General features: G+C 62.9%; 11 protein-coding genes and 1 pseudogene. 3 read left to right on the forward strand and 9 right to left on the reverse strand.

The genetic code is table 11. From position 1 onward, the window contains the following. Positions 1-244: 244 nt before the first annotated feature. Positions 245-2182 (reverse strand): DNA topoisomerase III, encoded by a 1938-nt coding sequence (locus tag ACYP2Q_RS00690; RefSeq protein ID WP_459729454.1) that lies wholly within the window; start codon positions 2180-2182, stop codon positions 245-247. Between the two features lie 234 nt (positions 2183-2416). On the opposite strand from ACYP2Q_RS00690, the gene ACYP2Q_RS00695 reads away from it, so the two are divergent. Continuing rightward, entirely contained in the window at positions 2417-2785 is a 369-nt protein-coding gene (locus ACYP2Q_RS00695; protein WP_272606185.1) for a DUF427 domain-containing protein, read from the forward strand. A 174-nt stretch (positions 2786-2959) separates the two neighbouring features. Here ACYP2Q_RS00695 and ACYP2Q_RS00700 read toward each other — a convergent pair whose 3' ends face one another. The 3 genes and pseudogenes from ACYP2Q_RS00700 to ACYP2Q_RS00710 all read right to left on the reverse strand — a co-directional run bounded on the left by ACYP2Q_RS00700 (position 2960) and on the right by ACYP2Q_RS00710 (position 6446). After that, a complete protein-coding gene (locus tag ACYP2Q_RS00700; RefSeq protein ID WP_459728636.1) occupies positions 2960-4582 on the reverse strand; it encodes an MFS transporter in 1623 nt (540 codons plus the stop codon). 100 nt (positions 4583-4682) lie between these two features. Continuing rightward, positions 4683-4760, reverse strand: a pseudogene (locus tag ACYP2Q_RS00705) (outer membrane lipoprotein carrier protein LolA); the annotation flags it as partial. Between the two features lie 39 nt (positions 4761-4799). Next, positions 4800-6446, reverse strand: coding sequence for a GMC family oxidoreductase (locus ACYP2Q_RS00710; protein ID WP_459728638.1), 1647 nt, complete (start codon positions 6444-6446; stop codon positions 4800-4802). A 120-nt stretch (positions 6447-6566) separates the two neighbouring features. Between ACYP2Q_RS00710 and ACYP2Q_RS00715 the strand changes: the two genes are divergently transcribed. Continuing rightward, positions 6567-7472 carry a LysR family transcriptional regulator gene (locus tag ACYP2Q_RS00715; RefSeq protein ID WP_459728639.1) on the forward strand — a complete coding sequence of 302 codons (906 nt, stop codon included), beginning with the start codon at positions 6567-6569 and terminating at the stop codon, positions 7470-7472. Between the two features lie 226 nt (positions 7473-7698). Here the strand turns inward: ACYP2Q_RS00715 and ACYP2Q_RS00720 are convergent, their stop codons facing one another. From ACYP2Q_RS00720 to ACYP2Q_RS00735, 4 genes are all read right to left on the reverse strand, one after another. Beyond that, complete coding sequence (locus tag ACYP2Q_RS00720; protein ID WP_459728641.1) at positions 7699-8799, reverse strand: DNA alkylation repair protein; 1101 nt, start codon at positions 8797-8799, stop codon at positions 7699-7701. 70 nt (positions 8800-8869) lie between these two features. After that, entirely contained in the window at positions 8870-10678 is a 1809-nt protein-coding gene (locus ACYP2Q_RS00725) for a monovalent cation:proton antiporter-2 (CPA2) family protein (protein ID WP_459728642.1), read from the reverse strand. Between the two features lie 104 nt (positions 10679-10782). Further along, positions 10783-11106 carry a protealysin inhibitor emfourin gene (locus ACYP2Q_RS00730; RefSeq protein WP_459728643.1) on the reverse strand — a complete coding sequence of 108 codons (324 nt, stop codon included), beginning with the start codon at positions 11104-11106 and terminating at the stop codon, positions 10783-10785. After that, entirely contained in the window at positions 11103-12158 is a 1056-nt protein-coding gene (locus ACYP2Q_RS00735; protein WP_459728644.1) for a M4 family metallopeptidase, read from the reverse strand. The genes ACYP2Q_RS00730 and ACYP2Q_RS00735 overlap by 4 nt, the downstream gene beginning before the upstream one ends. A gap of 145 nt (positions 12159-12303) precedes the next feature. Between ACYP2Q_RS00735 and ACYP2Q_RS00740 the strand changes: the two genes are divergently transcribed. Next, on the forward strand, positions 12304-12642 hold the full coding sequence (locus tag ACYP2Q_RS00740; protein ID WP_459728645.1) for an FKBP-type peptidyl-prolyl cis-trans isomerase: 339 nt from the start codon (positions 12304-12306) through the stop codon (positions 12640-12642). Positions 12643-12788: 146 nt separating this feature from the next. On the opposite strand, the gene ACYP2Q_RS00745 is transcribed toward ACYP2Q_RS00740, so the two are convergent. Next, positions 12789-13808 carry a branched-chain amino acid aminotransferase gene (locus ACYP2Q_RS00745; RefSeq protein ID WP_459728647.1) on the reverse strand — a complete coding sequence of 340 codons (1020 nt, stop codon included), beginning with the start codon at positions 13806-13808 and terminating at the stop codon, positions 12789-12791. Positions 13809-13849 lie beyond the last annotated feature (41 nt).

The following is a 13849-nucleotide window of genomic DNA, read 5'->3' on the forward strand; positions in this document are numbered from 1 at the left end:
CTGGAGGCATTCCTTTGCAGGTGGGTTGTAGGAAGCTTCTGATCGTTTAGTCAGAAAGATCTGCAAACTTACACCGCGAAGGTGGGATGGGGCAGCCCCTGAAGTGGGATCTGTCGCACAGAAATGCAAAAGCGGCGCAGAAACGAAAAAGATGTTTAAGGGTTGGGTTGGTGGTGATGGCGATGAGGTTCGTCAGGCGACATTTGTGTTGAATGTTCGTCCGTCATCGCCAGCAAGCCGGCTCCTACACAGGGGCTTTTGTTGTGCGTTTGGGCGCCGGTTTACGCTTGGCCGGCTTGCGCTTGTTTTTCCACGGCGTTGCTCCGCGCCCGGCCGGGCTGGCAGGGCCACTGATGGTCAGGCTCAGGCCGGCGCAGCGGCTGACTTGCTTGCTCATCCAGGCGGCCTGTTTGGTGACGAACTCGTCCAGGCTCATTTCGCCGCTCTGGACCATGTCGAGGGCCTGCTCCCAGATGGCCGTGGTGCCGGGGTCGGCAATGGCGCGCGGGACCGCATCGATCAGGCTGAAAGCGGCCGGGGTCGCCGCCAGCGCCTTGCCGTTCTTGATCAGGTAACCACGGTCGAGCAGGCCCTGGATGATCGAGGCGCGGGTCGCTTCGGTGCCGATACCGGTGGTGTCCTTGAGCTTTTGCTTGAGCAAGGGATCTTCCACCAGTTTGGCGACGTTCTTCATGGCCTTGATCAGGTCGCCCTCGGTGAACGGCTTGGGCGGTTGCGTCCAGAGGTCCTTGAGTAGCACGTCGGCCACCGCGCAATCGAGCCCTTCGCGCAAGCTGGGCAGGGTTTGCGGGGCGGGTGCCTCGCGGCCCTTGGCTGGTGCGAGGGCTTCGGGCAGGGCGCGTTTCCAGCCCGGCTCGACGATTTGCTTGCCCACGGCACGCAAGGCCTCGCCGGCGCAATCGAAGTCGGCCTGGGTCCGGTCGAACTCGTGATTGGGCAGGAACTGAGCCAGGTAACGGGCGCGGATCAAGGTGTAGACCGCCCGTTGCTTGCCCACCAGGCGATCGAGGTTTTTCGCCGCGGCGGTGGGGATGATGCCGTGGTGCGCGCTGACCTTGGCATCGTTCCAGGCCCGTGAACGACGCTGGGGTTGCAGGTAGTCGTGCAAGGCGTTCAGTGCCGGATCGGCCTGGCGCAGCGCCGCCAGGATGGCCGGTGCTTCACTGTGCTGGCTGAGGGGCAGATAGCCGCAGTCGCTGCGCGGGTAGGTGATGACCTTGTGGGTTTCGTAGAGCGCCTGGGCGATGTCGAGGGTTTCCTGGGCACCGAGCCCGAGCTTTTTCGAGCAGACTTCCTGCAAGGTGCCGAGGTCGAAGGGCAGCGGCGCCACTTCGCGCATCCGCTCCGTACGCAGCTTGATGACCCTGGCGCTTGCGGCGGTGCGCATGGCCGCGGCTGCGCGTTGGGCCAGTGCCTGGTTCAGGCAGCGGTCCTGGTCGTCGCAGACTTCGGACGCGGCCCGCCATTGGGCGGTGAAGGTGCTGCCGTCGTGCAGCAACTGTACCTCGACAGCCCAGTAGGGCACGGGCACGAAGTCGGCAATGCTGCGGTCGCGATCCACCACCAGGCGCAGGGTAGGCGTCTGCACCCGTCCGACCGGCAATACGCCCTGATAACCGGATTGGCGCCCCAGCAAGGTGAACAGCCGGCTCATGTTCATGCCGATCAGCCAGTCGGCCCGGGAGCGCCCCAGCGCCGAATGGTAGAGGCTGAAGGTCTGCGCCCCGGGCCGGAGTGCGGCGAGGGCCTTGCGGATCGAGGCATCGTCCAGGGCCGATAGCCACAGCCGCTGGATCGGTCCGCGATAGCGGCAATGTTCCACCAGTTCCCGGGCGATCATTTCGCCCTCGCGGTCGGCGTCCGTGGCAATCACCAACTCGGACGCTTCGCCAAGCAGGCGCTTGACCGCCTTGTACTGGCTGGCGGTGCGCGGCTTGACGGTCATTTTCCATTTGTCGGGAATGATCGGCAGGTCCGCCAGTACCCAGCGCTTGTAGCGCGCGTCATAGGCATCCGGGGGCGCGGTTTCCAGCAGGTGGCCGATGCACCAGGTCACCGTGACGTCCGTTCCCAGCCAGCAGCCGTCACCGCGCCGCCGCGCGCCGAGCACGGCCGCAATATCTTTGGCCTGGGAAGGTTTTTCACAGAGGTACAGCCGCATAACCACCATCATCGATCAGTGTCCGGGAGGAGCACAGGATGGAGGGAGTCGGGCGCGAGAGCAATCATTATCTGTATGGATGTACAGCAAAAGCGTTGCGGATGGTTGCCCAATCGGACGAATCCGTTCGGCTGCGCAGCCGTCGCAGGCCGGCTACTTGGGTTATACCTGATAAAACGAGATTTTCCGGGGCACAGGCCCTACAGGTCCATCACCGTGAGAGGTGCGCATTCCATGAAAAGCTCCGGTCCCAGCCCTGTCATCACCATCGCCGAGCAGCCCGGCTGCCTGTTGGTGAAGTTTCACGGCTTTCAGGTGGCAGCGTCCGCTCGTGCGCTGGTGCTGCTGGAAGCCAATTACCCACCGGTGTACTACGTGCCGCGCGAGGATATCGACGAAAAGTATTACGCCCGTACCGACCACACCAGCTATTGCCCGTACAAGGGCGATGCCAGTTATTTCAGTCTGCAGGTGCCGGGACATGAAGGCGCCAATGCGGTCTGGAGCTATGAAAATCCCAAGGTGTCTGTGAGGCAGATCCAGGAATATGTGGCGTTCTATCCGGATCAGGTGACGTTTGAGTTGATTGATATTGATGAGTGAGTTGGCGGGCAAGCCGCAGAAGGCGGTCTTGAACCTTTTGCTGGTCTTTCGGGCCCCATCGCTGGCAAGCCAGCTCCTACAGTGGGATCGGGTGTAGCCGTGGGAGATGGTGCGGGTATAAGGCCGCCTTCGCCGGCAGTGGGTTCCTGCCGGCGAAGGGACATCGGGTTTACATCAGTTTTTATCCAGGTCGACGTTACGCGTCTCACGCAGGCACAGCAGCCCCACCACCAGGCTCACCCCGGTGATCAACACCGGGTACCACAGCCCGTAGAAGATGTCGCCGGTATAGACCACCAGGGCAAATGACACCGTCGGCAGGAACCCGCCGAACCAGCCGTTGCCGATGTGGTAGGGCAGGGACATCGAGGTGTAGCGGATGCGGGTCGGGAACAGTTCGACCATCAGCGCTGCCAGCGGGCCGTAGCACATGGCGGAGATGATGATCAGCGCGACGATCAGCGCCACGATCATCGGCTTGTTGATCTGCTGCATGTCGGCCTGTTGCGGATAACCCGCCAGGGTCACCGCGCCGCGCAGGGCTGATTCGTCGAAACCGTCGATCTTCACGTCACCGACGCTGACCTGCACGCCACTGCCGGCCGGGGCCGCTGCGCTCTGGTACGGCAGGCCCTGCTTGACCAGGAAGGTCTTGACCTTGTCGCAGGGGCTGTCGAATTTCGCCTTGCCCACCGGGTCGAACTGGAAGGTGCAGGTGGCCGGGTCCGCCAGCACGGTGATTGGCGCCTGGCGGCTGGCCTGGTCGATGGCCGGGTTGGCGTAGTGGGCCAGGGTCTTGAAGATCGGGAAGTACAACGCCGTGGCGAGCAGCAGGCCGAGCATCAGCACCGGTTTGCGTCCGACCTTGTCCGACAGCCAGCCGAAGAAGATGAAGAAGGGTGCGCCGATGGTCACGCTGACGATCAGCAGGCCGTTGGCCACGGCGGGGTCCATTTTCAGGAACTGGGTGAGGAAAAACAGCACATAGAACTGTGCCGCGTAGAAGGTTACCGCTTGCCCGGCGTTGATGCTGAACAGGGCGATCAGGACCACCTTGAGGTTTTCCCACTTGCCGAACGAATCACGGATTGGCGACTTGCAGAGTTTGCCTTCCTCTTTCATTTTCACAAACGCAGGCGACTCGTGCAGGCTCAGGCGAATCCAGGTCGAGATGCCCAGCAGGATGATCGAGAACAGGAACGGAATGCGCCAGCCCCAGACTTCGAATTGATCGCCGGTAAAGTACCGGCAACCGAGCACCACCAGCAGCGACAGCAACAGGCCAAGGGTGGCGGTGGACTGGATCCAGCTGGTGTGGAAACCGCGCTTGCCGATCGGCGCGTGCTCGGCCACGTAGGTCGCGGCGCCGCCGTACTCCCCACCCAGTGCCAGGCCCTGGAGCATGCGCAGCACCACGAGGATGATCGGCGCGGCGATGCCGATGCTCGCGTAAGTGGGCAGCAAGCCGACGCAGAAGGTGGCGAGGCCCATGAGCACGATGGTGGCGAGGAAGGTGTACTTGCGCCCGATCATGTCCCCCAGACGGCCGAACACCAGGGCGCCGAACGGCCTGACGATGAAGCCGGCGGCAAACGCCATCAAGGCGAAGATGAACGCCGTGGTGTCGTTGACCCCGGCGAAGAACTGCTTGCTGATCACCGCCGCGAGGGCGCCGTAAAGGAAGAAGTCATACCACTCGAAGACCGTCCCGAGTGACGAGGCGAAGATGACTTTCTGGGTTTCCTGGCTGGTGCCTGCGCTGCGCACGGCTTCCAGGGGTTGAACGTGTTCTGACATATCGGTATCCCTCACAGTGATTGTTTTTGTTGTTCCACTGTCGGCGCCTGCCTTGTGGGCGGGTGCCGCGTTTATCCATAAATCGGGTGTACTCGTTACCTGTAGGAGCGAGCTTGCTCGCGAAGGGCCTGAGAGCGCCGCGTGGTGTCAGGTTTGCAGCGTTATCGTTGACGACCATCGCGAGCAAGCTAGCTCCTGCAGTGTGTCCGTGCAGCGTTCACTGATGTGTGACCAGTTCCTTTGGCAGGGTGATGTTCCTTGTGTCGGGGTTGAGGATCAGTTGCGCGGCCTTCTCCGCGATCATCAGCGTAGGCGAACAGGTGTTGCCCGAGGTGATGCGCGGCATGATCGAGGCGTCGGCAATGCGCAGGCCGGGGATGCCGTGCACGCGCAGTTGGGCATCGACCACCGCGTCCGCGTCGTTGCCCATCCGGCAGGTGCCGACGGGATGGAAGATGGTGGTGCCGATCCGCGCGGCGGCTTCATGCAGTTGTTCTTCGCTTTGCAGGCTGTCGCCGGGCAGATACTCGACCGGCTTGAACGCCTTCAGGGCCGGCGCGGCAACGATGCGCCGGGTCAGGCGAATGGCGTCGGCGGCGACGCGCAAGTCCTCGGGATGGCTAAGATAGTTGGGCTGGATCAGGGGGGCCTGCTGCGGGTCTGCGGACTGGATGTCCACCCGGCCCCGGCTTTGCGGGCGCAGGTCGCAGACCGACGCGGTAAACGCCGGGAAGGCGTGCAGCGGTTCACCGAAACGCTCCAGCGACAGCGGTTGCACGTGGTACTCCAGATTCGCCGAAGTCTGCTCCGGACCCGAGCGGGCGAAGGCCCCCAGTTGACTCGGTGCCATGGACAACGGGCCGCTGCGGTCATACAGGTAGCGCAGGCCCATGCCCATCTTGCCCCACAGGCTGCTGGCGATCTGGTTCAGGGTGCGGGCGTTTTCCAGCTTGTAGATCAGGCGCAGTTGCAGGTGATCCTGCAGGTTGCCGCCGACGCCTGGCAGTTCATGCGCCACGCCGATGCCCAGGCGCTGCAGCAGCGGGTGCGGGCCGATGCCGGAACGTTGCAGGATGCTCGGTGAGCCGACTGCACCCGCGCACAGGATGATTTCCTTGCGCGCCTTGAAGGTTTTCGCCTGACCCTGCCAACGGGCGCTGACCGCCGAGGCGCGAGCATTTTCCAGCAGCACGCGGTCGACTTCGACCCCGGTCAGCACCGTCAGGTTGCGGCGCTGGCGGATCGGCTTGAGGAACGCCTTGGCCGCATTCCAGCGGATGCCCGCCTTCTGGTTGACCTGGAAGTAGCCACAGCCTTCGTTGTCGCCCTGGTTGAAGTCGTCGATGCGGGCAATCCCGCTCTGCTCGGCGGCGCTCTGGAAGGCATCGAGAATCGGCCAGGACAGGCGCTGGCGTTCCACCCGCCAGTCGCCGCTGGCGCCGTGGAATGCCGATTCGCCGGCAAAATGGTTTTCGCTCTTCTTGAACAACGGCAGCACGTCTTGCCAGCGCCAGCCGGGGTTGCCCTCGGCCGCCCAGCCATCGTAGTCGCCGGCCTGGCCGCGCATGTAGATCATGCCGTTGATCGATGAGCAGCCGCCCAGGACCTTGCCGCGCGGATAACTCAGGGTGCGGCCCTGCAGGCCGGGTTGCGCCTCGGTCTTGAAGCACCAGTCGGTGCGTGGGTTGCCGATGCAGAACAGGTAACCCACCGGGATGTGGATCCACGCGTAGTTGTCGCGACCGCCGGCTTCGAGCAGCAGCACGCGGTGCTGCGGGTTGGCCGACAGTCGATTGGCGAGCAGGCAGCCGGCCGGACCGGCCCCGACCACGATGTAGTCGTATTCATCAAGGGAAGCTTGCATCCCTGACCTCGCTTGTTGTTCTTGTTGGGATCCATCCTAGTTGTTAGCTTTCGTTTAAAGAATGTTAGTTTTTACCCAGCTGCTGTGCGTTTTTAAACAACGCTGACCAAAGGATGGACGATGTTCGACTGGAATGACCTGCGTTTCTTTCTAGAGCTCCAACGTAGCGGGCGTTTGCTCACCGCCGCGCGCCGCTTGAACACCACCCATGCCACCGTGGCGCGGCACATCGAGGCCATTGAAAAGAGCCTGGGCACGGCACTGTTCGTGCAGCATGCCCAGGGTTACGAGCTGACTCCGGCTGGCGAAGCCTTGCTCAAGCATGCCGAGGCGATGGAGAACGTCGCGTTGTTGGCGCAAGAGGAAATCACCCAGTCCACGGCGCCGCTGGGCAAGATCCGCGTGGGGGTGACGGAAGGGCTGGGCATCATGTTCCTCGCCAGCCGCATGAACGGCCTGTTCGAGCGTTACCCGGGGCTGGAAGTGGAGCTGGTGGCGGTGCCGCGTTTTGTCAGCATCCTCAACCGCGAGGCGGAAATCAGCATCCACCTCGAGCGCCCGGCCGCGGACATGCTGGTCACACGCAAACTGGCCGACTATCGCCTGGCGCTCTACGCCAGCCAGGACTACCTCGACCGTTCGCCGCCGCTGCGCAACCGCGAAGACCTGGGGCGGCATGCCTGGATCGGCTACGTCGACGACTTGCTGTTCAGCCAGGAACTGATGTTCCTCAACAGCTTCTGCCGCAACCCGCAGGTGGTGTTCCACAGCACCAGCGTCATCGCCCAGCAACAGGCCGCGCGCGCAGGCCTGGGCATCGCCGTGCTGCCGTGCTACATGGCCAGCGCCGACCCCGAGCTGGTGCCGTTGTTTCCCCAGGAGAGCATCCTGCGCAGCTACTGGATCAGCACCCGCCGTGAGCTGCACAAGTCGGTGCGGCTGCGGGTGATGTGGGATTATGTGGTTGAGTTGTGTGAGCGCGAGCAGGAGTTGTTGCTTGGGCCCAATCATCTTCCCGGCGGGTGAAGATCCTGTGGGAGCGAGCCTGACAGACAACCCCTCTCTCGCGGCCACACCCGATCCACTGTAGGAGCGAGCTTGCTCGCGATGGTGGTCAACGATGACGCGGGGAGCCTTACACCCCGCAGCGCTCTCAGGTTTTTCGCGAGCAAGCTCGCTCCTACAATGGATCGGGTGTGGCCGCGAGGGAGGGGGGCGTTCGAAAGACCAACGCAATGTTCAGTAGCGCATCTCAGGCGAGGATTTCGAAGGCGGTGCTGGCCAGCCGCTCCCCGTTCACCAGCACATGCACCGCGTGCTTGCCCGCGTAGTGCCGGCGGGTGGTGAGTGCCTTGATGTGTTGGCCACGGGCGATGGCGTGTGTGGCGTTGCCCGGCAACGTCAGGGCCTTGAGCTTGAAAACCTTGGCCGAGGTGCTGCCGTTGGCCTTGACGTAATCGATGGCGTAATCGATCACCAGGCGCTGGCTGTTGTGCACCGTGGATTTGACCGCAAAGGACAGGGTGATTTTTTCTCCGAGGCCGATCACCGGCGGATTGACCTGCACGTCGATGATCTGCACTTCAGGCTTGCCGCCTGCGCCAATGATCGCCAGCGCGCGCGGGTTGCCCTGTTTGATCAGGCTGCGCAGGGCATGCCTGGCGATCCACGCGGTGTGCGGGTTGTCCAGCGACCAGCCCTCGATCAGGTCCAGCACCCACTCCGGGTGGTCCTTGGTGATGTCATTGAGGTGGTTGGCCACGGACTTGCGTACATAAAGGCTGGGGTCGGCCTTGAGGTTGTCGAGGATCCCGGCGGCCAGGCGCGGGTCGGCCTGGATCTGTTCAAGGCGAAACGACCACGGCAGGCGCGGTCGACAACCTTCGCTGGCGAGGCGCCGGACGTGCTCGTTGGCGTCCAGCGACCAGTCATGCATCAGCTGCAGCGAGCGCTGCAGATCGCCGCGCAGGAAATGGCGGATGGCGAATTCCGAGGAGCCGAACGCGGTGAAGTACTTGAGCGCGGCCATCGACAGTTCGAACCGGTCCGCGCCATAGGTCGCCACATACTGCGGCAGGCACATGCTGACAAAGCCGCTGTTGAGGCGCGGGGCGAGGGCGCGCAAGAGCTCCAGCGACGTTTCATAATCCGCTGGCAATACCGCGTGCAGGCATTCGCTGACCCGGGCCATGCGCTGCATCACCGACAACTGGGCCAGTCCGTCGTTGGCCAGTTTCAGGAATCCTTTCGCATCGAAGCCGGGATACACCGCCGTCATCTCGGCGGCGATGTGCCTCAGGCGTTCGGCGTTGAAGATTTCCTTGAGCGCAGGGGAGGAGGTATCGCCAGCCATGGTGTGATCCGTGTGATTGTGGATTGCTGTAGGAGCCTCGCTTGCCGGCGAAGAGGCCGGCAAACTCACCTCAACCGTTCTTCGCCTGCTCTTCCAACTGGTCCGACTCAAACAAGCGTGCCAGTTCCGCCCGCGCTTCCTGCGCCGTCTGCTTGACCTTCACTGCGTCGTCGTAGATCGCATGCTGGGCTTCGAGCACCTGTTCGTCGTGATGCTTGAATCGCTTGATCCGCGCATCGGCCTGTTCGTGGGTCAGTCCCAGGCCGATCAGGGTCTGGCGGCTCATTTCCAGGCTGGAGTAGAAGGTTTCGCGCACCGCGTGGGCGCCCAGGTCCACCAGTCGGTGCACGTGCTGGCGATTGCGCGCGCGGGCGATGATCTTGATGTGCGGATAGAGCTTGTGCACCAGTTCGGCCGTCTTGATGTTGGTGTCCGGGTCGTCGGTGGCAATGATGAAGAATTCGGCGTCTCCAACCTTGGCCGCGCTGAGGATTTCCGGACGCATCGGGTCGCCGTAGTACACCGGCACGCCGCCGAAGCTGCGGGACAGTTCGATGGTTTCCACCGAAGTGTCGAGGGCCACGAACTTGATGTTCTGGGCCCGCAGGATACGCGCGACGATCTGCCCCATACGGCCCATGCCGGCGATCACCACACGGGGTTCATCGGCATCGATTTCGCGAAATTGCTCCGGCACCACCACCGGTTGCACCTTCGGGCTGGCCAGGCGCGCGCACAGCAGCAGCAACAGCGGCGTCATCGCCATCGACAGGGTGATCGCCAGCACCAGCAAGTCGTAAAGGCGCGGATCGAACAAGCCATGGTCACGGCCGATCTTGAACACCACAAAGGCGAACTCGCCACCGGCGGCCAGCACAATGCCCAGGCGAATGGCGCTGATCTTGTTCAAACCGCCGGCCACCTTGCCTACGATGAACAGCAATGGCAGCTTGACGGCGATCAGCAGCAGGGTCAGCCCCAGCACCACGATGGGCTCACTCAGCAGCAGGCTGAGGTTGGCGCCCATGCCGACACTCATGAAAAACAGCCCCAGCAGCAAGCCCTTGAAGGGTTCGATCTGCGCTTCCAGTTCGTGGCGATACTCGGAGTCCGCCAGCAACAGGCCGGCAAGGAAGGCACCGAGGGCCATGGAAATACCTGCCAGGTCCATCAGCCAGGCGGTGCCCATCACCACCAGCAGCGCGGTCGCGGTGGACACTTCCGGCAAGCCGCTCTTGGCCACCACGCGAAACACCGGGCGCAGCAGGTAGCGCCCGCCGACCACGACGATGGCGATGCTGATCAATACGCGCAGGCCCTGGTTCACATCGTCGGCCGCGCTGACGTTTTCAGCGCTGCCCGCCAGCAGTGGCACCATGGCAATCAGCGGAATCGCGGCGATGTCCTGGAACAGCAGGATCGCGAACGCCAGGCGCCCGTGGGGGCTGGTCAGTTCCTTGCGTTCGGCCAGGCTTTGCAGGCCGAACGCGGTGGACGACAGGGCCAGCCCCAGGCCCAGCACGATCGAAGTGTTCACCGGTTGCCCAAACACATACAGTGCCAGCGCGCCCAGCAGCGCCCCGGTCAGCAGCACTTGTGCCAGGCCGACGCCGAACACCGCCTTGCGCATCACCCATAACCGGCGTGGCGACAATTCAAGACCGATGATGAACAGCAGCAACACCACACCGAGCTCCGAGATGTGCGCGACGCTCTCCGGATTGCCGATCAGGCCCAGCCCCGAGGGGCCGATGATCACCCCGGCAAACAGATAACCCAGCACCGCGCCCAGTTGCAGGCGCTTGGCCAGGGGAACGGTGAGCACGGCCGCGAGCAGAAATACGACTGCGGCTTGTAACAGACTGCCTTCATGGGGCATGAGCAAAACTCCATCAACTCGGTACGGCGGGTCGACAAGGATAAAGGCTGGTCTTGGGTCACGCTATCGCGAGAGAGAGGTTTTGCGCGGGCAAGGCCGCGCCGCTAGAGCAATTCGCCCTTGTCCCAGAGCCGCACCAGTTCACCGGGGGCCTGGTCTTCCGGCACCTTCAACACCATCTGGTCGTCCTGCTCGCCTTCGCGGTAGCGCAGTTCGATCTGGTAAAAACGCTGGTCGCCCCCGCCTGCGACCGGGCTGGTCAGCGGCAGGCAACCTTCCAGCAGCACGCAGATGCGCGAGCGTTGCTCGATATTGCATTGCGCGAACTCGATCTCCCGCGGCCGGGTGGTGGCCTGGATCGCGGCAAAGCCGCCTTGGCGGGAGAGGCGCAGTACTGCGCGGTCGTCCAGTGTCGGCAGGGTTTTCATGGTTCCTCCTGTGTCGAATCGACACCCACTTGCGACCAGCCGTGCTGCACCGCCAGGGCTTCCCTGGCCGTGAAGCGCCGCCGCGCATGCTCCACGGTCAGTCGGGCAAAGGCACTGAACGACGTCTCGCGGCTCAAGCGCCGGTCGCACAGCGCGTCGTACCAGATGAGCCCGGCCTTTTCCCAGGCAAATCCGCCCAGGCCCTTGGCTGCCAGGTAAAACGCCCGGTTGGGAATGCCCGAATTGATGTGCACGCCGCCATTGTCCTCCTGGGTGATGACGAATTTGCGCATGTGATCCGGTTGCGGGTCCCTGCCCAGCAGGGGGTCGTCGTAGGCCGTGCCCGGGTGGGCCATCGAGCGCAGACCGATGCCCTTGATGCGCGGCGTCAGCAAATCCGCGCCGATCAGCCAGTCCGCCTGCTCGACGGTGTGCTCCAGCAGGTACTGCTTGGTCAGGACGCCAAACACGTCCGACAACGATTCATTCAACGCCCCGGACTGGTCGGCATACACCAGGCCCGCTTCGCTCTCGACCACGCCGTGGGTCAGTTCGTGGGCGACCACGTCGAGGGAGCGGGTGAAACGCTCGAAAATTTCGCCATCGCCGTCACCAAAAACCATCTGCGAGCCATTCCAGAAGGCGTTTTCGTAGTCCTGGCCATAATGCACGCTGCCGATCAGGGCGAAACCTTTGTTGTCAATGGAGTCGCGGCCCAGCACCTTCCAGAAGAAATCGTAGCTGGCTCCCAGCGCATCATAGGCTTCATCGACCGCCGGATCGCCGCTCGGTGCCTGCCCTTCAAGGCGTACCGGCATGCCGGGCAAGAGCATTTTGCCCTGGGCATCATGCACGCTGCGTTGCGCCTGGCCCGGTTTGCCAGGGGGTGGCAGGATCGCGGCGGCAGCAGGGTGCACCGGTGGGCCAGGCGGGTGCCACAAGGTGCGCACATGGGCCAGCGTGCTCATTGCGCTGGAACGCTGGCGTTCGGAACCGTGCGCGACGATGCGATGCAGAATGTACGGCGGAATGAAACTGCGCAGGTCGTTCATCAGAGCATCCTTTCTGAGCGCGAAGTCGATACTTATTCTGAGCGGAACAGGCTCTTGCGGTTCCGTCAGTTGCCATCGGCGGCGGATTCTGCGAAAACCTGCGTCCGCGCCCGCAAGTCCAGGGCACTGTAGATGAGTTAAGAACATGAACGACGAACTGCAAATCATTGATCTTGTGCCAGGTGACGGCAAGGCTGCCGTCAAAGGCGCGCTGATCACCACCCAATACCGTGGCTGGCTGGAAGACGGTAGCGAATTCGACTCTTCCTACAGTCGAGGCAAGCCGTTCCAATGCGTGATCGGCACCGGGCGGGTAATCAAAGGGTGGGACCAGGGCCTGATGGGCATGCGGGTCGGTGGCAAGCGCAAACTGCTGGTGCCGGCGCACCTGGCCTACGGCGAGCGCACGATGGGCAAGATCACGCCGAATTCGAACCTGATATTCGAGATCGAGTTGCTGCAAGTGCTGACGCGGGATGATTGATGCGGGCGAAGCGGTCGCTGGGTTTTGTGGTGATTGTGCGGGCGCTTTCGCTGGCAAGCCAGCTCCTACAGTTTGACCTGACGCCAGACGCAAAAAAGCCCCCCATCAGTTACCCGATGGGAGGCTTTTGTGCGTCTGGCGTCAGGTCAAACCTTGACGATCCAGCCTGCTGGCGCTTCGACGTCGCCGGTTTGCACGCCGGTCAGCTCTTTGTAGAGCTTCTGGGTGATCGGTCCGACTTCGGTTTCGCTGTGGAACACGTGCAGGTGGTCGTTGTAGCTGATGCCACCGATCGGGGTGATCACGGCAGCCGTACCGCAAGCGCCGGCTTCCTTGAAGTCCGACAGCTTGTCGATGAACACATCACCTTCAATCACTTCCAGGCCCAGGCGCGACTTGGCCAGCTCGATCAGCGACAGGCGGGTGATGCCCGGCAGCACCGACGGCGAGTTCGGCGTCACGAACTTGTTGTCGTGGGTGATCCCGAAGAAGTTGGCCGAACCGACTTCCTCGATCTTGGTGTGGGTCATCGGATCCAGGTAGATGGCGTCGGCAAAGTGGGCTTGCTTGGCCTTGGAACCCGGCATCAGGCTGGCGGCGTAGTTGCCGCCGACCTTGGCTGCGCCGGTGCCTTGCGGGGCCGCGCGGTCGTAGCTGGAGATCAGGAAGTTGTGCGGGGTGAGGCCGCCCTTGAAGTAAGCGCCGACCGGGATGCAGAAGATCGAGAAGATGAACTCGGGGGCGGTACGCACGCCGATGTTGTCACCCACGCCGATCACGAACGGACGCAGGTACAGCGCGCCGCCGGTGCCGTAAGGCGGGATGAAACGCTCGTTGGCGCGGACCACTTCCTTGCACGCTTCGATGAACTGTTCGGTGGACACTTGTGGCATCAGCAGGCGCGCGCAGCTGCGCTGCATGCGTGCGGCATTCTGGTCCGGGCGGAACAGGTTGATCGAACCGTCCTTGCAACGATAGGCCTTCAGGCCTTCGAAGCATTGCTGGCCATAGTGAAGGGCCGTGGAGCCTTCGCTGATGTGCAGCACATTGTCAGAGGTTAAGGTGCCTTCATTCCACTCGCCATCGCGAAAGTGCGACAGATAGCGCTTGTCGGTCTTGATGTAGTCAAAACCCAGCTTGTCCCAATTGATGCTTTCGTTACCCATGACACCCTCTATCACTTAACAACCGCCGAAACGGTTCAATG

This window comes from Pseudomonas sp. MHK4 (genome assembly GCF_054600775.1).